Annotated in this window: 15 protein-coding genes; 7 read left to right on the top strand and 8 right to left on the bottom strand. The window is 46.5% G+C overall.

From position 1 onward, the window contains the following. The first annotated feature begins 67 nt into the window (after positions 1-67). From AC0VXX_RS03170 to AC0VXX_RS03160, 3 genes are all read left to right on the top strand, one after another. On the top strand, positions 68-1,042 hold the full coding sequence (locus AC0VXX_RS03170) for a hydrolase (protein ID WP_475516926.1): 975 nt from the start codon (positions 68-70) through the stop codon (positions 1,040-1,042). Positions 1,043-1,045: 3 nt separating this feature from the next. Continuing rightward, positions 1,046-1,297, top strand: a complete 252-nt coding sequence (locus AC0VXX_RS03165; protein ID WP_475515874.1) for a YheU family protein — start codon at positions 1,046-1,048, stop codon at positions 1,295-1,297. A gap of 83 nt (positions 1,298-1,380) precedes the next feature. Next, complete coding sequence (locus AC0VXX_RS03160; RefSeq protein WP_475515873.1) at positions 1,381-2,268, top strand: phosphoribulokinase; 888 nt, start codon at positions 1,381-1,383, stop codon at positions 2,266-2,268. Positions 2,269-2,842: 574 nt separating this feature from the next. Here AC0VXX_RS03160 and AC0VXX_RS03155 read toward each other — a convergent pair. Continuing rightward, positions 2,843-3,616: an SEL1-like repeat protein gene (locus AC0VXX_RS03155; protein WP_475515872.1), complete on the bottom strand. Its 774-nt coding sequence runs from the start codon at positions 3,614-3,616 to the stop codon at positions 2,843-2,845. 584 nt (positions 3,617-4,200) lie between these two features. Here AC0VXX_RS03155 and crp point away from each other — a divergent pair. The 4 genes from crp to AC0VXX_RS03135 all read left to right on the top strand — a co-directional run bounded on the left by crp (position 4,201) and on the right by AC0VXX_RS03135 (position 7,581). After that, entirely contained in the window at positions 4,201-4,836 is a 636-nt protein-coding gene (crp, locus tag AC0VXX_RS03150; RefSeq protein WP_012156707.1) for a cAMP-activated global transcriptional regulator CRP, read from the top strand. 81 nt (positions 4,837-4,917) lie between these two features. Then, positions 4,918-5,256: a PepSY domain-containing protein gene (locus AC0VXX_RS03145; protein ID WP_475515871.1), complete on the top strand. Its 339-nt coding sequence runs from the start codon at positions 4,918-4,920 to the stop codon at positions 5,254-5,256. A 286-nt stretch (positions 5,257-5,542) separates the two neighbouring features. Beyond that, complete coding sequence (locus tag AC0VXX_RS03140; protein WP_110457201.1) at positions 5,543-6,217, top strand: response regulator; 675 nt, start codon at positions 5,543-5,545, stop codon at positions 6,215-6,217. Then, positions 6,214-7,581, top strand: coding sequence for an ATP-binding protein (locus AC0VXX_RS03135; RefSeq protein ID WP_475515870.1), 1,368 nt, complete (start codon positions 6,214-6,216; stop codon positions 7,579-7,581). The genes AC0VXX_RS03140 and AC0VXX_RS03135 overlap by 4 nt, the downstream gene beginning before the upstream one ends. A gap of 398 nt (positions 7,582-7,979) precedes the next feature. Here AC0VXX_RS03135 and AC0VXX_RS03130 read toward each other — a convergent pair whose 3' ends face one another. The 7 genes from AC0VXX_RS03130 to AC0VXX_RS03100 form a co-directional block, all read right to left on the bottom strand. Continuing rightward, positions 7,980-8,996, bottom strand: a complete 1,017-nt coding sequence (locus AC0VXX_RS03130; RefSeq protein WP_475514106.1) for an IS110 family RNA-guided transposase — start codon at positions 8,994-8,996, stop codon at positions 7,980-7,982. Between the two features lie 138 nt (positions 8,997-9,134). Beyond that, positions 9,135-9,929, bottom strand: coding sequence for a 2-oxoadipate dioxygenase/decarboxylase family protein (locus tag AC0VXX_RS03125; protein ID WP_475515869.1), 795 nt, complete (start codon positions 9,927-9,929; stop codon positions 9,135-9,137). A gap of 104 nt (positions 9,930-10,033) precedes the next feature. Further along, positions 10,034-11,494: a succinylglutamate-semialdehyde dehydrogenase gene (gene astD, locus AC0VXX_RS03120; protein WP_475515868.1), complete on the bottom strand. Its 1,461-nt coding sequence runs from the start codon at positions 11,492-11,494 to the stop codon at positions 10,034-10,036. A gap of 9 nt (positions 11,495-11,503) precedes the next feature. Next, positions 11,504-12,523 carry an arginine N-succinyltransferase gene (astA, locus tag AC0VXX_RS03115; RefSeq protein WP_475515867.1) on the bottom strand — a complete coding sequence of 340 codons (1,020 nt, stop codon included), beginning with the start codon at positions 12,521-12,523 and terminating at the stop codon, positions 11,504-11,506. A 133-nt stretch (positions 12,524-12,656) separates the two neighbouring features. Then, positions 12,657-13,874 (bottom strand): aspartate aminotransferase family protein, encoded by a 1,218-nt coding sequence (locus AC0VXX_RS03110; RefSeq protein ID WP_475515866.1) that lies wholly within the window; start codon positions 13,872-13,874, stop codon positions 12,657-12,659. A 408-nt stretch (positions 13,875-14,282) separates the two neighbouring features. Then, complete coding sequence (locus AC0VXX_RS03105; protein WP_475515865.1) at positions 14,283-15,428, bottom strand: HDOD domain-containing protein; 1,146 nt, start codon at positions 15,426-15,428, stop codon at positions 14,283-14,285. A 196-nt stretch (positions 15,429-15,624) separates the two neighbouring features. Beyond that, entirely contained in the window at positions 15,625-18,099 is a 2,475-nt protein-coding gene (locus tag AC0VXX_RS03100; RefSeq protein WP_475516925.1) for a S9 family peptidase, read from the bottom strand. Positions 18,100-18,241 lie beyond the last annotated feature (142 nt).

The raw sequence follows: 18,241 nt of genomic DNA, 5'->3' as shown, positions 1-18,241 counted from the left end.
TGTGTGATACACTAACCGACACTTACAATAATTAAACACACGTTTTAATATTCAGCAACAGCCAATGATGACGCAACCACAATTTTCACCCCCTTGGTGGGCTAAAAACCCGCATATTCAGACGATATTACCGGTGCTGACAAAAGTAAACGGCCCCGCGCTAACACGCCAACGCCTAGAACTCGATGATGGCGACTTTATCGATATTGATTTTTTAGGTGAGCCCAAGGCTAATCAAGCCATTGTGGTCTTGGTGCATGGCTTGGAGGGCAGCGCCGACTCCCATTATGTTAGGCGCCTACTTAACCGCTTGGCCGGTATGCAGGTATGCGCCGTGGTGCATCATCACCGCAGCTGCTCTGGGGTGAGTAATCGCTTGGCTCGCAGTTATCACAGCGGCGACACCCAAGATTTACAGGCCACCCTTAGCATGCTTAAGCAGCGCTCTCCCACCAGCCCCTTATTGGCTGTCGGCTATAGCTTAGGTGGCAACGTATTGGCAAAGTATTTAGGCGAGCAAGCCGATAACAGTTTGGTTGACCGAGCGATAGTGATCTCGGCACCACTGCAACTGGCGGCTTGTGCCACTAGGCTGAAAAGCGGCTTTTCGAAAGTGTATCAAACTTACCTTATCAAACAGTTACAGCAAAAAGTGCGTGAAAAACTCGATATGCCCTCCTTGCAAGGCCAGATGCCAGTGTCCCATGCCGATATTGCGCAGTTAACGACCTTCCATCTGTTTGACGATCGGGTTACCGCCCCCTTACACGGCTTTAGCGGCGTAGCCGATTATTATCAACGCGCCAGCGGCCTGGCCTATCTGAGTAAAATTACCAAGCCGACACTGGTGATCCACGCCAAAGACGATCCCTTTATGAATGATGAGGTGATCCCCAATGCCAGTGAGCTGGCGAGCGCTGTGCAGTATGAGCTGCATCATAATGGCGGCCATGTGGGGTTTATCGATGGCGGTACGCCACTAAAACCGCAATATTATTTAGAAAAACGTATCACTCATTTTCTGTTCGACATAGGACAATAAACCATGTTGGTGCCTTACTCAGCGTTACTACAACTGCCCAGTGATACATTGAATAACTTGATCAAAGAGTTTTTATTCACTCAGATGGAAGATGGCAGTTTTGCCGCCCTCGATGATGCGGCAATGTCTACGGCGATACGACAATGCCAGCAGGCATTATCGCGTAATGAGCTGGTTGTAGAGTACAGTGAAGAGGATGAATCGATTGCGATTCGTCACAAAGACAATACCTTAGCCAGATCAACAGAAGATTGACCTGCACAGGGTCTGTACCGTATAACTATTGCTTCACTCCTGCTTAGCAGACCGTGACTACTTCAGCGTTTTTAGGTAAATAAATGTCAGCCAAACACCCGATAATTGCCGTGACGGGCTCCTCTGGAGCCGGCACCACCACTACCACGACTGCGTTCAGCCATATATTCCGCCAACTGGGGATCAACGCGGCTGTGATCGAGGGAGACAGCTTTCATCACTATACCCGTCCCGAGATGGAACTGAAGATCCGCCAATCGCAAAACGACAGCAAAAATATCAGCTATTTTGGCCCAGAAGCCAATAACTTCGAGAAACTCGAGCAGTGTTTTCGAGATTATGGCGCAACGGGCCAAGGTGAGACGCGCTCCTACCTACACACTTTTGATGAGGCGGTGCCTTTTAATCAGATGCCCGGCACCTTTACCCAATGGCGACCACTGCCCGACAATACCGATATGCTCTATTACGAGGGCTTACATGGTGGGGTGGTCACCGATGAGTGCAACGTAGCGCAGCATGTGGATTTACTTATCGGCATGGTCCCCATTGTTAATTTAGAGTGGATCCAGAAGATCATTCGCGACACCTCTGAACGTGGTCATAGCCGCGAGAAAGTGATGGGCTCAATTGTGCGCAGCATGGACGATTATATTAACCATATGACGCCGCAGTTCTCACGCACCCATATTAACTTTCAGCGTGTGCCCACCGTCGATACCTCTAACCCTTTTAGCGCCAAAACCATCCCCAGCTTAGATGAAAGTTTTGTGGTGATCCGCTTTCGCGGTATCAAAAACGTCGACTTTCCCTATTACCTTAAGATGATCGATGGCTCATTTATGTCTCGCATCAATACCTTGGTGGTGCCTGGCGGTAAAATGTCGCTCGCGATGGAGCTTATTTTGAATCCGCTTATCCGCGATCTACAAGAAAAAAGACAACAGCTACTCGATTTAGATAATGAATAATTGCGTAGCTTAAGCTTCGTTTAAGTCAGCCCACGTAGAATCTCATTCATCGGGATTTCAGGCGAAAGACTGATAGTTAGTATACTCTTGGGAGTGAATTCCCCCATCTTGATCTGTTTGCTTCCTTGAGTATGCTAGCGCACCATTTACTCCCCCAACTCCGACTTAAACCTCCTGCATTAGTTTGATCCTCGCATTAGCATCCGGTGCTGCTCCCAATAAGATCCACACTGTGATCCGCACATTAGTGGCTTATCCAGCTTGAGCTTAGTGACTTGTGATGATTAGATTGTCTTAGTCAGTTATCCAACGTATTGCCCTTATTTAAGGCACTACATGACTCCTATTTTGCCCCCATATACGCGCCTTAGCAGGCTCATCGCCAAGCTGAAGCTAAAACGCCAATAGCAAAAAAATGGATAAAAGATGAGCTAGAGCTGTCGCACTGGTGATTTAGGCTAAAAAGATCACGCTTGGGCGCGCGCTCAAGGGGGATATGACGACGCCCATGTTAGCAAGTGGCGACAATCAGACTCACCGCCAAAACTCACCGCCACTAACGATTAAAGGTAAGCTATAAGGGTAAGGTTTCGCGATAAGGTTTTTGCTGCTGGTAATGCTGCAAGCGTAACTGAAACTCATCAAAACGATGTTGATCAGCCATCTGCTTAAGCGCATGGATAGCTTGTTGCTGGATATTGACCGCAGCGTTAAAGTCACCGATTTCGGCGTACGCCGCCGCAAGGTTATCTAAATGAGTCGGGTCTTGGTTATTGGCTGCAACCAATCCCTTAGCGATAGCCATCGCCTTATCGCCATTGCGATACTCTGATTCAGGGCAAGTGGATAATATCCACGCCGCATTGCCCAGCGCCACGTTATCACCCACAGCAAGAAAATAATCGACCGCCTTACCGCAATTTCGCACCACCCCATGACCACCCGAGGCATAAATAAACCCTAAACGAAATTTCGCTCGCGTATCGCCTTGAGCGGCTAATTGTTGATACCAGCGCTCAGCTTGGGCTAAATCTTTATCGATAAGCTTGCCATCGAAGGAGAGATCGGCAATGGTTTGCACCGCTTTTAGATGACCTTGCTCTGCGGCGCGAATGATCCATTGTTGCCCTAGAGAGGTGTCTTGCGAGACAAAGCGTCCCGATACATACATTAATCCCAACAAATATTGCGCTTCGGCTTCGCCTTGAGCCGCTTTCAGCTGGATATGGGCCAGCTTGCTAGCGGCTTGCGCTTGCGCCGTGGCCGGAATCGAAAATGCGAACGCACCATGGCTCACCGCACTGCCAAGCAATAAGCTGGCGGCTATCATCCACGTATTAATCTTCATGGTTCACGTCTCCCAAATCAAACAGCTCAATCTGTCAACTAAGGCTGACTTAAGCAATAAAAATCGCTGGTGCGATAAAACAACCACGCTGGTATTCATCTTTAACATTAACGCTGTCAGTTAAACCAATCATTGATGAGTCATCAAACTATGTTAACTCAACAGCCAAGAGGTACAAAGGCTGGTTAAGCGAGTGCCAATACAGACCAATAACGTTAGCAATAATCGCCGCGCTAAGTCGAGAGAAATCGTTAAAAAAACCGTGCTCTTTAAACAAAATTGACATTCTCAGCCAATAAGTAGCATTAAGCGTAAATAAAGGGTTAACGAATAGCGTAAAGCGCTTGATGTGATGCATACTGCATTGTCGGGCAAATACCGCCGACTAAACGCGGTAATAGTTGACATATATTACTAATGTATCATTATAAAGTCCGATATTTACAATACGGTAAAATCTGCTTATTGGGTTGCAAATTTGTCGCAAAGTTTGATCTCTCACGAGGTTTTTTCTGCTCAATTGACGTAATCTACTTATTTAGCATATTCTTGTATATACATTAATTCAGTCGAGGAACACAGGCATGGCTCTGATTGGTAAGCCTAAACCGGATCCAACTTTGGAATGGTTTTTATCACACTGTCACATTCATAAATATCCAGCCAAAAGCACACTGATCCATGCTGGTGAAGACTCAGATACGCTGTACTACATAGTTAAAGGCTCTGTTGCAGTATTAATCAAAGATGAAGAAGGTAAAGAGATGATCCTCTCTTACCTTAACCAAGGCGACTTTATTGGTGAATTAGGCTTGTTTGAAGAACAAGCTGAACGTACCGCTTGGGTTCGCGCTAAGCAAGCGTGTGAGATCGCCGAGATCTCGTATAAGAAGTTTAAGCAATTGATCCAGGTTAATCCTGAGATCTTGATGAAACTCTCTTCGCAAATGGCTTACCGCCTGCACAGTACCAGCCAGAAAGTGGGCGATTTAGCTTTCCTTGATGTTGCTGGTCGCATTGCGCAAACCTTACTGCACCTAGCTAAACAGCCTGATGCAATGACCCATCCTGACGGTATGCAGATTAAGATCACTCGTCAAGAGATTGGCCAGATCGTAGGATGTTCACGTGAAACTGTGGGCCGAATCCTAAAAATGCTTGAAGAGCAAAATCTTATCCAGGCGCACGGTAAAACTATCGTAGTTTATGGTACTCGCTAAGCTAGCGTTAAGTTAGATTTAATAGATCTTCGCTAAAGTGGCCTGACATTATGTCAGGCCACTTTTTTTAGGACAGCATTAGTGAAACCCATCTACATTGCTAGTGCATTCATCCTCTATGCCTTCTCGCTCGCCTCGTTATCAGCCACGCCTTTTACCGAACTTGAGCACAATCAAGCCAAGAAACTGGTCAGCGACGGAAAAATACTGCCATTTGATGTCGTGTTGACTAAAGTTGAAGGCTATTGCCGCGTCAAACTGCTCGACGCACATTTATATCAAACTCAAGGCCAATGGCATTACCATCTACAACTCAGAAGTCCCCAAGGCGAATTAATCTCTCTGAAAATTGATGCCACCACTGGCGAGCCAAGAGACACAACGGAACTGCCCTCCAGTTGCCAATACGACAAAAAATAACACGACGCTACATGGCCTCTTGGAAAAGGTGTATGATTTATACCAATCGTATTAATTACCGGGTCATGCTTGATGGTTAACATGCGCAGCTATGGTGTTATAAAATTTATCATTCGAATAACTCGTTATTTAAATAAACGCCTTGTGCAAACCATTTTTTAATCCATAAATAGATCACTTATTTAATTTGATTGGTGCTAAAAACTAGGTTAAGAATCACTTAGGAACAATCACTTTTTTAAGTTGCTCCAGCCAAAAATGATCACCCAAACAGGTAAACCCATATATGAAATTGCTGCTCGTTGAAGACAATACCCTTTTAGTTGCAGAGCTTGTAAAACAGCTAAAACAAGCGGGTTACGTTACCGATGTCACCGATAAAGCCGCAGAAGCTGACTACCTTATCAAAGAGACCAATTATGATTGCGTGATCCTCGATATAGGTTTGCCTGATGGTAATGGCTTATTGTTACTACAAAATTGGCGTAATCAAGGGGTTAACACACCAGTCATTATGCTGACGGCTCGCAGTCAATGGCACGAAAAAGTAGAAGGCTTTAATGCTGGCGCCGATGATTACTTAGGTAAACCGTTTCATACTCAGGAGCTGTTGGCCCGCATCAATGCACTGATCAACCGTGCCCACGGCAAGGCTAGTACTCCCACTAAAGAACTCAGCTTCGAGGGGGTGACTTTAGATGAGGGCCAGCAAAGCGTCAGCGTTGGCGAGCAACATTTTGAACTGACCGCCATGGAGTTTCGCTTACTGAAGATTTTTTTGATGTCGCCCAAAAAGCTGCTATCAAAAGCGCAGTTGACCGACAAACTGTATCAATTTGACGACGAAAAAGAGAGTAATGTGGTTGAGGTTTACGTGACCCATCTGCGTAAAAAACTGGGCAAAACCGCCATCGAAACGCGCCGCGGACAAGGGTATATTTTTCACGGCTTAAAACAATGATCTCCATTCGCACCAAGCTGAGCCTGTGGTTATCAGGCTTGGTGATCATCTCAACCTTTATTGCCATCGTGATTTTTGAGTCGATGCTCAGGCAAGCGTTTCATGACTCAATTATTGACCGTCTCGAAGAAGATTTACAGCAGGTATTACTGGCGATTCAATTCGATAACGGCAACATCACCATAGATCAAAGCCAGCTGTCGAGCTTCTACAAACCTGTCTATTCGGGGCGCTACTACCAGCTTAATATGGATCATATCGAGCTAAGATCGCGCTCCTTATGGGATCAACGCCTCGATATTCGTCCTTTAACCAAAGGGGAAACCCGAGTCTGGCAGACCAAAGGGCCGCAAAATCACGACATCCAACTGCTCTCTTTAGGGCTAAGCAGCGAGACCGCCTTAGTACAGGCCACCATTACGGTCGCCCAAGACTTAAGTATTGGCCGTCAAGTCTTTACCCAAGTTTATGGCACTAAGCTTGGGGTCAACTTAGCCATGCTGCTAGCCATGATCGCGGGGATTTTTATAGTTTTAAGGCAATCCTTTAAACCGATAAACGATATGCAGCAGGCTTTAATCAAACTGCGTGGTGGGGAAATAACCTCTTTAGATGTTAATAAGATACCACCAGAGCTTGCGCCACTAGCCACCACCTATAACGAGCTGTTGCAATATTCAAGTAAGCAGATGGAACGCAGCCGTAATAATCTAGGCAATCTTAGTCATGGTTTAAAAACTCCGCTGGCGGTGATGCAGCAGCAAGTTGAAGCTTTGGGGCTAAAAGACCCAGACTCGGCCATGGCATTGCAAAAGCAACTCGACCTTATTCATAAAATGATTGAGCGCAAACTGGCGGCGGCGCGGATCACTGGCGACATGCTACCGGCGGCGCAGATGCAGCTGCCCAAAGATCTACATGATCTGTGTCAGACCTTAAATAAGGTTCACCATGGCAAACAGATACAGTGCCAATTTGCCATTGATGACAGTATCAGTCGTTTGCCGATACACAGGGAAGATGGCATGGAGCTGATTGGCAACCTGCTCGATAACGCCTTTAAATGGGCTAAATCTCAAGTATCTATTAGCGTAATGACGGTGACCGCTAGCACAACCACGCCAGCGCAAGATGCTGATAAGCCGATACTGTTAACCATCGAAGACGATGGCTGCGGTGTCGATAGTGATCAACTGTCATTGCTTACTCACAGAGGAACCCGTTTAGATGAGAGCATCATAGGTCATGGCTTAGGGCTCTCGATTGTAAAAGACATTGCTGAGCAGTATGAGATTGATCTTAGTTTTGAGCACAGTGAGGCCCTTGGTGGCTTAAAAATTCAGTTACGCTTTACGCCGCAGTGAGGCAGTGGCAGCTGTACTCCAGGGGATTAAGGGGCTGATGGGTTAAGGGGGAAAGAACTTTAAGCCATTAGAATTTAAACCTCGGCAGTTAAAACCAAAGTAGATTAAAGCAAGGTAATTTCAACCGCGGTAGCTTAATTTGCTCAAATTTGTAGCGTTAAGCCAATAAAAATGTATGGTCCGCCTCGTTATTGCAAATGATATTTTCGATAACGAGGTTGGTTTGCGCTAATGTATTCGGAGTCTTCATTAGGTGCTTACCACCCGCTCCACGATGAGTTCCGCGCTAGATTGTCCTCAAAAAGCCAAAAGCATACTGCGTTGCTGTTTTTTATGTCAGGTCTTCAATCTAGTGGTCTGACCGTTCTGTCATCTTCTCTATCATCTGCAAACTCGGGTTAAACTCTTACTTCAAATGCTTGCTTGGTCGATAACACTGACCACGCTATCCGCACTAATTTATTCGCCAAAGCAACAACTGCTACATTAAATGGCTTTCTCGCTCTAAGCTCAAGTATCCATTCTCCAAATACCGCCACCGCGACTTCAGGCCTAGATAAAATCGACCGAGCACCATGAATGAACAAGGTTCTTAGCGCTTTATTGCCGCGCTTACTTATTCCTAATAACGTGCTTTTACCGCCAGTTGAGTATTGGTGTGGGACTAATCCTATCCACGCAGCTAACTGGCGCCCGTTTTTAAAGTGACTCACATCAGAGATATCGGCTAAGCACTGGCTTGCTGTTAAATCTCCTACACCAGGAATAGATTTCAGCAATTGAGCGTCTTCACTTTGCTCGACAAGCTGTTTCAGCTTTCTATCTTGTCCTGCAATACGCTCATTAAGTTGTTCATAGTATTCATGATGTTCAATTAGCTCCTGCATTAACATCGGAGGAATGGGCTCTTTATTATCGGCAAGCCATTGAAACAAGGCTTTCATCTTGCTATGTCCTTTAGGGAAGCTCATACCAAATTCAAGCAAGATAGCTCCAATACGGGACATGCACGCGGTACGCTCTTTTACGTAACTAGAACGAATACGTTGGAGCACTGAGATAACCTGAGCAGTTTCAGTTTTAACACCAACAAAGCGCATCGATGGGCGCGTTGATGCTTCCGCTATCGCATCGGCATCAATATAATCATTTTTATTGGTTTTAACGTAAGGTTTAACGTACTGCGGGGGAATGAGTTTAACTTCGTGCCCAAAAGACTGGCACTTTCTGGCTAACCAGTGTGAGCCACCACATGACTCCATCGCGATGATGGTGGCGGGTGTTTGAGCTAAAAACGCAATAAGTTTTGTACGAGATAAGTGCTTTCGAAATTGCTCTCGACCGCTATGGTCATGAGCAACAAGGTGAAAAGAAGATTTGCCTAAATCGATCCCAATGACTTTAATAGTAGACATGATGGTTCGCCTCTTTGATTGCCTAACCCTAAGCTTAGCTTAGGGGTGAGGCGGACCATCTAATTAAGCCGATGCTTCAACATCGGCTTTTTAGTGCCTTGACGCAGGCTGATACTCGCTCGCTACGCCACAGGGCAGTTAACTATTGGTGCTTTCAAAAATCTTGTCCGCAGAGGCCGCCACAAAGCCGGTGTAAAGCTCACCGTCGGCTTTAGGGTAACGCAGGGCAAACTCATAAAAACAGCTAGGGATCGTCTTCTGCCCGTCGCTAAAGCTCACCGCTATTTTATCGGCCATGGTCGATGATTGCTCAAGTAACACCTCTGGCGAGCCTTTAATCTCACCGCCCACACAGTTAAGCACAAAACCGTTATCTTTTAGGATCTCATTAACCTCAGCTAGGGTTTCGACCCCCGCTAAATGGTTAATCGATACCGTAAAATGATTAGCTCGGTAACCGATGGCGGCAACCCACGCGGCATATTCACTTTCAGCGAGTAAGGCTTCATAGGTGGCAATATCCAGCGTCCAGTGACACCCAGAATAGAGGAAGTTATCCGCCGTGGTGGCAGCAACATCGACTTGGTCGACCAAGTCTTTCACTATGGCTTGCAACTGCGGGCTAAACTCTTCCACCAATAGCTCAGAGATAAACACCTTAGGCTGAGTCGCATCAGGGTGCTCAAAGTGTTTTGCTTTAAGTTTCTTGGCTTCGAAATGGTAGTCGCCACACGCTACATACCCCAAAGACTCAAAATGGTTGGCCAACACACTTAAATTAACCTTGTCGAGATTAAAGGTACGCAGGGCAATGTGATCGTTAATGATCGGCTCACCCTTACCCAAGAGTTGGTGTACTTTTGCGGCAGAAGGGGTCATTTCAACATAATCATCCCACAGGGACGCAAAAAGCTGGTTTACATCTGTGTGCATCAATTTCATCCTTAAACGGCATCTATTGTCCGTTAATTATGTCGCCAATAAACTTGCAGCTAGTCTATAAACATGGGGGAATAAAGGCCCCCATCTATTGAGCGCTATACCGTTAAACCTGGGCTGAGTGTCGCAGGTAAGCTCACCACATCGGCTTCTACCGAGGCAACTGGATAGGCACAGTAATCGGCCGCATAAAATGCGCTGGCTCTGTGGTTGCCCGATGCGCCGACACCACCGAATGGCGCCGCGCCCGATGCCCCTGTGATCTGTTTATTCCAATTAACGATGCCAGCTCGAATACGCGCTAAGAAATACTCATAATCGTCACGGCTGTCGGCAAGTAGCCCTGCAGACAAACCATAACGGGTAGCGTTCGCTAACGTAATCGCTTGATCAAAATCGCTATAACGCACCACTTGCAGTAGCGGGCCGAAATATTCTTCATCTGGTAATTCAATCACCTGAGTGACATCAATAAGCCCAGGAGAAACCAGCCCGGTACCTGCCTCTAGATGCGTTAACGCCACCAGCGCGGTAGCACCTAAGTTAAGTAGATTACGCTGCGCCGCCACCATGCCTTTGGCGGCAGTCTCTGAGATCATTGAGCCCATAAAGGGTTGAGGCTGAGCATTCCATGCACCGACCTTGATCTGTTTGACCGCTTGCACGAGTTGATTGAGTAACTCATCACCGGCATCGCCTTGCTCTATGTAGAGTCGACGAGCACAGGTACAACGCTGCCCAGAAGAGATGTAAGCCGACTGGATAATATCGTGCACCGCGGCCTTAGTGTCTTTGACATCTTTGATGATAAGTGGATTATTGCCGCCCATCTCTAATGCCAAAATCTTACCCGGATGCCCTGCATATTGCTGATGCAAAAGATGACCCGTGCGCGAACTACCAGTAAAGAATAAGCCATCAATTTGCGGATGTGATGCCAAGGCTTTACCTGTGTCGACCTCGCCTTGCACTAGGTTAATCACTCCGGCTGGTAAACCCGCTTGTTGCCACAGTTTTAGCATCAGCTCAGCGGTTTTAGGCGTTAACTCCGACGGCTTAAATACCACAGTGTTACCCGCTAATAGTGCAGGCACTATATGCCCATTAGGCAGGTGTCCAGGGAAATTATAGGGGCCAAACACCGCCACTACCCCATGGGGCTTGTGACGCAATACAGCGCGTCCAGCTGGAGTTTCATTCTCGCTGCTGCCCGTGCGTTTATGGTAAGCGGCAACGGATAATCCGATTTTGCCTATCATGGCCCCCGCTTCGGTAGCGGTTTCCCACTGAGGTTTACCGGTTTCTTGGGCAATGGTTTCGGCGATGTCATCTTTGTGCGCCTCAAGTTCGGCGCGGTAAGCTTCAATAATCGCCAAACGTGCATCAAAGCCAAGCATAAACCAGTCAAACTGTGCCGCGCGCGCCGCTGCAACGGCTTGATTAACCTGCTCTGCTGTCGCCGTTTTGCTGCGCCAGATAATGTCATTATTTGCTGGGTTAGTTGAGGTCACATCGTGACCAAGACCGGCAACCCACTGGCCGTTAATAAATTGAGTCATTGGTTATTCCTACATTGCTAAGACACGGATGGGATCGCCTGTGGCAACCATTAATGCGGCCGCGAGCTCAGGAGAGAGAATCACTTCATCGGTCTCATCGCTGACAACCAGCTTGGCTGATGTGGCGCGATAATCGGCTAACAAAGTATTTGAGAGGATAAAACTACTGTCAGAGGGCGGCATATCTCCGACCTTGACCGTCAATAAACGGCTTTCTCTGACCGAACGAATATCATTAATATTGCATTCGACCGTGGGGCCGCCATCAAAAATATCCACATAACCGCGGCAACGAAAGCCTTCGGCTTGCAGCAGATTAAGCGCCGGACGCGTATTAGTATGCACTTCGCCAATCACCTTTTGTGCGGCTTCTGGCAACATACACACATACACAGTGTTTTTAGGCATCATCTCTGCCATAAAGGCTTTTTGCCCTAGGCCTGACAGATAATCGGCCTGCACAAAGTCGATACCTAAAAAGTGTTGCTGCAACCAAGTGTAAAAAGGGGAATTCCCCTCGGCGTCACTCTCGCCACGCATCTCGGCGATCACCGTCTCACCAAAGCGATCGCTATGTTGGGCTAAAAATAGAAAACGGCTGCGTGACAGCATGCGGCCATTATTATTTTTACGGTATTTGTCGCCTAAAAACAGAGTACAAAGCTCGGCTGATCCAGTGTAATCGTGGCATAAGGTTAAGGTCTCAACCTCATTGCGCACGTCAATTTGCTCCGAGTGGTACACTTCGGTGCCTAAACGATAATGATAAAACGCATCGACCATGCCCACAGCGGCTTCTAAACCGCAGGTACCCACCACCTCTTGGGTGTCGGTATCTTCGAGCACCATCAGATAACCTTCATCAAATGGCTTGTCGATAGTTTTTACAAATGAGGCTTCTGAGCGGGCAATCTTATTGCGCAGCAACTCCTCATTGACGGGTAAAGACGTAAATCCATGGCCTGATTCTTCTGCTATGTGGTACAGCGCAGCAAAATCGCTCGAGCGGATGGGGCGGATAATTAACATCTTTGAGTCTCCTCACTTATCAAGGCGCTCAAGTACAGGCAGCACGGCAGGTATGTGCCGAAAATGCACTTGAGAGCCAAGAATTTATGCTAACAAAAAAGCGCGATAATGGAGCCTCGCGCTTTTTCGCCTCTTAGTCTGCAGCCACTTGAGCTACCGCGCGCTCGAAACGCACCAGACCTTCGGCAATATCAGCCTCAGGGATCACAAGAGAAGGAGTAAAGCGGATCACATTGGCACCGGCAATCAGGCTCATAAGCCCTTGTGAGATACCTGCAACTAAGAAGTCTTTAGCACGACCTTGATATTGCTCATTCAATACCGCGCCCATCAACAAGCCTTTACCACGAATCTCAGCGAAGACTTGATACTTGTCATTGATCTTGTTTAGGCCATCACGCAGCAACTGCTCGCGGCGTTTAACCCCATCAAGCACTTCAGGTGTATTGACCACATCCAACACCGCATTACCTATGGCACACGCCAACGGATTACCACCGTAAGTTGAACCGTGAGTGCCGATTTTAAGGTGCTCGGCAATCTCAGTGGTAGTCAGCATTGCTGCAATCGGAAAGCCGCCGCCCAAGGCTTTGGCCGTGGTGAGGATATCTGGCACCACGTCGGTCAACATGTAAGCATACAGCGCACCTAAGCGCCCTACACCGGTTTGCACTTCATCGAAAATAACCAAGGCGTTATGCTTATCGGCTAATGCACGTACCGCAGCCAAAAACTCAGGTGAGGCATCAATAATCCCACCTTCACCTTGCAAAGGCTCAAGCATAATCGCACAGGTTTTATCTGATACTTCAGCTTCAAGCGCGGCAATATCATTAAACGGTAAATGCGTCACGCCCTGAGGTTTAGGACCAAATCCATCAGAATATGCCGCTTGGCCGCCAACCGTCACAGTAAAGAAAGTTCGGCCATGGAAGGCTTTATCGAACGCAATAATTTGCTCTTTACCTGCGCCAAATTTATCTAGCGCATAACGGCGAGCCAATTTAAGCGCCGCTTCGTTTGCTTCGGCGCCAGAGTTAGCAAAATAGACTTTTTCAGCAAAAGTGGCATCGACCAATTTAGTCGCCAACGCCAAGGCAGGTTCGTTAGTCATCACATTCGAAAGATGCCAAAGCTTTTCGCCTTGCTCTTTTAACGCTGCAACCAATGTTGGATGACAGTGACCTAAACAATTTACCGCGATGCCACCGGCAAAGTCGATAAACTCATTGCCATCCTGATCCCATACTCTGCTTCCCTCACCACGCACTGGGATCACGGCAGAAGGTGCATAATTAGGCACCATAACTTCATCAAACTGGGCTCGGGTTAGCTTGTTGTTAACGCTCATTCCTCTATCCTTTCTTTGTTGTCGATGGCTTTAAAAACCATTCGTACCCGCCTTTAGTCGTGACAATGACCTGCAACGACGACGGTTATTGAGTTATCTTAGATGACATTAATAACGAAAATGTGAACAAAATACTAGTTTCTAACACTATACACCTTGAACAGGTGCACGATTAATGCATAAAGATTTGGCTTTATGACTTATACAAGCGTTTAAAGGCGGGGTTTACAGCATATTTAGTCACAAAAAAACTTACTTGACTGAAAAACCATTAACAATGCAGTAATAATGAATACATACACATTTATTAACGATGGCGTAACGAGGAAATTGATTACATCTGCATTCATTTACAACCACCAAGACTATCGAAGACAGCCTTGGCTGAGCAAAGAGGGTTAAGTGAGCTTATAAGAGGTCTAACTTACGGTAATTTTGCCCCTTGAGTCTGAGCAACTCTTGCTCTGATAACTCATAATAATCAAACATTAAATGTTTTTCTTTTGGGGTGATTAAGCGCATCTCTTCTAACATCATCACCTTAGCAAAGCAGCTCGCTCGGGCGACTAAGGCCGCATAGGTCGATAGCTCGCTGTAAGCTAAATGGGTATCGAGTTCAATTTGTACCTGAGTCAAGGGGCTCGCGGTAAAATCGAGCAAGCTAGGCAGTTGCCAGTTAAGTTTATGGGCATGCTGCAATGCCTGCTGATAAATATTATCAGCTGGGAATTCAGTTGCTAATACAGCATCATATAGCTCTTTATCACGGCTAGCACTGGCTTCTCTAAGCCAATTACCCCAGACAGTTTCAAACACTTTTGCACCATTTTTAAGCACCACTGAAGTGCCTAATTGGTATAACAAGCTGCAACTATAAGCAAAGGCCACGTCTTGCTCATTAAGCTTAGCCAAAGCTTTAGCCGCTATGCCGGTAAGCATCGAATAACGCCATAGCTTACGGGTAGTCCATAGCAAATTGGCATTAGCGGTTGGCAGCCAATTTCGTAGACAAAAATAGGGGATCACTTGGCGCAGATTTTCAATACCAATAAAATTAAGCACTAATTTCAAGTCAGTCACTTTCACATCGGAGCGCTGCTGCCTTTTTTGTCGAAAAGAAGGGCTGTTAACGATATTGCTTAGGTCACGACAAAGCCAAGGCAGATCGTTAATGATCAGCCTTAAACGATTTATATCAATGTTTTGCTGATGTAGCACCTCCAACATCAACATTTGACTCTGGTTGAGCCCCGATTGCGCCAGCAGTTGCTCTGGTGAGGCTAATTGGTTATCTAAAGTGGAGTTAACCGTACTAATGAGCTGTGCCGATACGGCCTCAAAGACTTGCCTGGCTTGAATTTGCTTAGATAAACGTTCAAATATGGCATCGCGCTCGATAGCTAGCTTATTAGCATCACCTTCAAGTTCTCTATCGAGTTCATCAAACATCGAAGCCGTCGTTGTTTGCTTACCCACAATCAGCTGCTTCAATAACCTATGTTCAATATCGATAATAATGCCCGGACGCACACCACCTGAAACAGATTTTCCCACCTAAACCCCTTTATGACAGGCCAAAATTAACGCTTAATCACTCTATATTACACTAAATCCCTACTCAGACAGCTTGCTGTCGTGGTAAAAAACGGACATTTTAGTAACGATAGATAACGGAATATCATGCTATTAGGCTAACTTATTTATTTTGCGATATAAAAAAGGCTTCCCATAGGAAGCCTTGTGTTGTTATTTATTTAAGCTCTTGTTCGAACAGCTTAAAGATTCGACGATATTCATCCAGCCAACTCGATGGTTGACGAAAACCGTGGGGCTCAACCGGATAAATAGCCGTTTCAAACATCGGCTTTTCCAATTCAATGAGACGTTGTACTAAACGCACACTATCTTGGAAGAAGACGTTATCATCGAGTACACCGCTCATGATCAATAATGGCTTGTTAAGCCCTTGGGCGTGCTCTATGGGTGAGCTGCGCTCATAGGCGATAGCATCCACCTCAGGGGTATTTAGAATGTTAGAGGTATAAGGCGCATTGTAATGCGCCCAGTCACTCACAGGGCGCAGAGCTGCACCGGCCTGAAATAGCTCAGGCTCAGTAAATAACGCCATAAAGGTAAGGAAACCACCATAAGATCCCCCATAGGTGCCAACACGATTAGCGTCAACATTGACGTTACTTGTCATCCAGCTAACGCCATCTTTTAAATCTTCAACCTCCGGGTGCCCCATATTTCGATAAACCGCGGTGCGCCAATCACGACCGTAACCTTTGGACCCACGATAATCCATGTCCATCACAACATAACCATTTTGAGTCAGTAAGTTATGAAACATAAACTCTCGAAAATAACCCGAGAAGCCATAATGGGCATTTTGCAGATAACCTGCGCCATGATTGAAGATCACCGCCGGATACTTATCCGCCTTGGCGCTATCATACCCTTGAGGTAAATACACTCGCGCATAAACATCATCGGCGCCATGGGTTGACGGCACAGCAACCACTTCGGGCGCTTGCCACGGATATTGCTTAAAGGCATCACTGGTATAATGGGTTAGCTGAGTTAACTCACCATCAATGGCCTGTACAAACAGCTCTGCTGGCTGAGTACGACGAGATGCATTAAGCAGCAATTTAGTGCCGTCAGGACTAAGTTGGTAATCGAGCTGACCATTCCACTGGGTTAACTGCTGCTCTTTCCCCGAGGCTATCTCAACCCGATAAACATTATCGATCCCAGGGTGCTGTTTATTGGCCTTGTAGTAGATAAACTCCGCTTTAGGGCCAAGGATGATATCGCTAACAACATATTTCCCCTGAGTCAGTGGCGTAGCCTCCTTCCCCTTTGCTTTTACATAGAGATGAGAGTAACCAGTCTCTTCAGACAGATAATAAAGGCTATCGCTATTGGGTAACCAACCAAACTGATTAAAGTTGTAGTTTACCCAAGCATCATCGTGCAATCTGTGCTGGGTAACTAAACGCCCTTGGTTGATATCGAGTGTGGCAAGCCAGCGATCTTTATTATCAATCGCTTCCAGCATTACTGCGACCTTATCCTGCGTAGCTTGCCATTGAATGGCGCTTTGAGACCAACCCCAATCTTGCATTAATTGCACCTTACGCGGGGAGGTTTGGCTCTGGTAACGCTCGCCCTTAGCTTGCGCATTTTCAGCTTTAACCTTGGCTAAGACATCGTCATCAAAACCAGTTAATCCCTCGATAGTGATCTCTTTTTTATCTCGGGTTTGCAGATCTAATAACACTAAACGCTCGCCTGGATGCTTGTCTTCTGCAACCCGTGCTCGCGCAGGAACAGCATCAACATAGCCATCCTTACCTAGGTAATTAGGCATGATGTCATGCTCGGCACGCCAGCTATAATCCTTGTCACGCAGCGACAATAAAACATAGCGTCCCGTTGGCGACAGGCTTAACTGGGTCACTACCTCTTTATCACCTAAATACCAGGTTTTGGCCGATAAGGTTGGATCGCTCTTGGCCAGCTGAGTTTGATAGGTTTGCTTTGCGATAGCATTTTCTTGCTGCAAGGCCACATACTCAATCAATCTGTGTTGTTGCTTGGCAATGTAGCTTGATGGCTCCTCTACCCCTTTGGGCTCTATAGCCATCTTGATATTAGCCATCTGCTCCAGCAAACCAGAGTCTTGATGGATCTTAAAGATATCATCGCCTTGCCAATAAGCGATATCGCCACTGTTTAGGAACCGCACCCCATCGATAGCGATATTTTGACGCGTCAACTGAGTCACTTGGCCTGACAACAGGTTTTTAACAAACAAATTGCCTTGGTAAAGGTAGGCTTTACGTGTTTTAGCGTTGTCCAAAACCCCGTGTTGCTGTGACGCGGCATGTAATTGTTCTAATGCTAACTCATTAGCACTGGGCTCAGTTAGACGCTGCTGATAATAGGTCTTAATCGGTGCGCCATGGGCCTGTCTGGCAAAATAAATCGATTGACTGTCATCACTCCAATATTCGCCCTTGGCAAAAATCCCCATCCAATCAGGATTGGCCATTATTTGCTTAAGTGTGAGGGGGTGGCCAATACTTGGCGGTGCAGCCAAGTTGACTGGCGCAGAGGTTGTCGTCTCTGCTGAATTTTCTTGCAATGAGGTAGCACAGCCACCCAACATGGCGAGCGTTAATAGGCTGAGGCTAAAACCACGAAAAGCACCCATCATCATCCTTCCTTCTTATTATTTTGCATAAACAGCTGTCGCTGCATGGCAGTTATTTTGCTGCCTTTTATATCACAAAATGGACTAAAAACGCGGAAGGACAAGTAAAAATGTTGTAACAGTTTGAAAAAGAAAATGCAGGTAA

This window comes from Shewanella sp. QJM3NY_23, assembly GCF_056173105.1.
This window is presented reverse-complemented; position numbering and strand designations above follow the sequence as displayed.

Coding starts and splice junctions, on each gene's coding strand:
- AC0VXX_RS03110 (WP_475515866.1), bottom strand. CDS start 13,874: ATGAGCGTTAACAACAAGCTAACCCGAGCCCAGTTTGATGAAGTTATG.
- astD (WP_475515868.1), bottom strand. CDS start 11,494: ATGACTCAATTTATTAACGGCCAGTGGGTTGCCGGTCTTGGTCACGAT.
- AC0VXX_RS03140 (WP_110457201.1), top strand. CDS start 5,543: ATGAAATTGCTGCTCGTTGAAGACAATACCCTTTTAGTTGCAGAGCTT.
- AC0VXX_RS03160 (WP_475515873.1), top strand. CDS start 1,381: ATGTCAGCCAAACACCCGATAATTGCCGTGACGGGCTCCTCTGGAGCC.
- AC0VXX_RS03125 (WP_475515869.1), bottom strand. CDS start 9,929: ATGCACACAGATGTAAACCAGCTTTTTGCGTCCCTGTGGGATGATTAT.
- AC0VXX_RS03155 (WP_475515872.1), bottom strand. CDS start 3,616: ATGAAGATTAATACGTGGATGATAGCCGCCAGCTTATTGCTTGGCAGT.
- AC0VXX_RS03135 (WP_475515870.1), top strand. CDS start 6,214: ATGATCTCCATTCGCACCAAGCTGAGCCTGTGGTTATCAGGCTTGGTG.
- AC0VXX_RS03170 (WP_475516926.1), top strand. CDS start 68: ATGACGCAACCACAATTTTCACCCCCTTGGTGGGCTAAAAACCCGCAT.
- crp (WP_012156707.1), top strand. CDS start 4,201: ATGGCTCTGATTGGTAAGCCTAAACCGGATCCAACTTTGGAATGGTTT.
- AC0VXX_RS03130 (WP_475514106.1), bottom strand. CDS start 8,996: ATGTCTACTATTAAAGTCATTGGGATCGATTTAGGCAAATCTTCTTTT.
- AC0VXX_RS03165 (WP_475515874.1), top strand. CDS start 1,046: ATGTTGGTGCCTTACTCAGCGTTACTACAACTGCCCAGTGATACATTG.
- AC0VXX_RS03100 (WP_475516925.1), bottom strand. CDS start 18,099: ATGATGGGTGCTTTTCGTGGTTTTAGCCTCAGCCTATTAACGCTCGCC.
- astA (WP_475515867.1), bottom strand. CDS start 12,523: ATGTTAATTATCCGCCCCATCCGCTCGAGCGATTTTGCTGCGCTGTAC.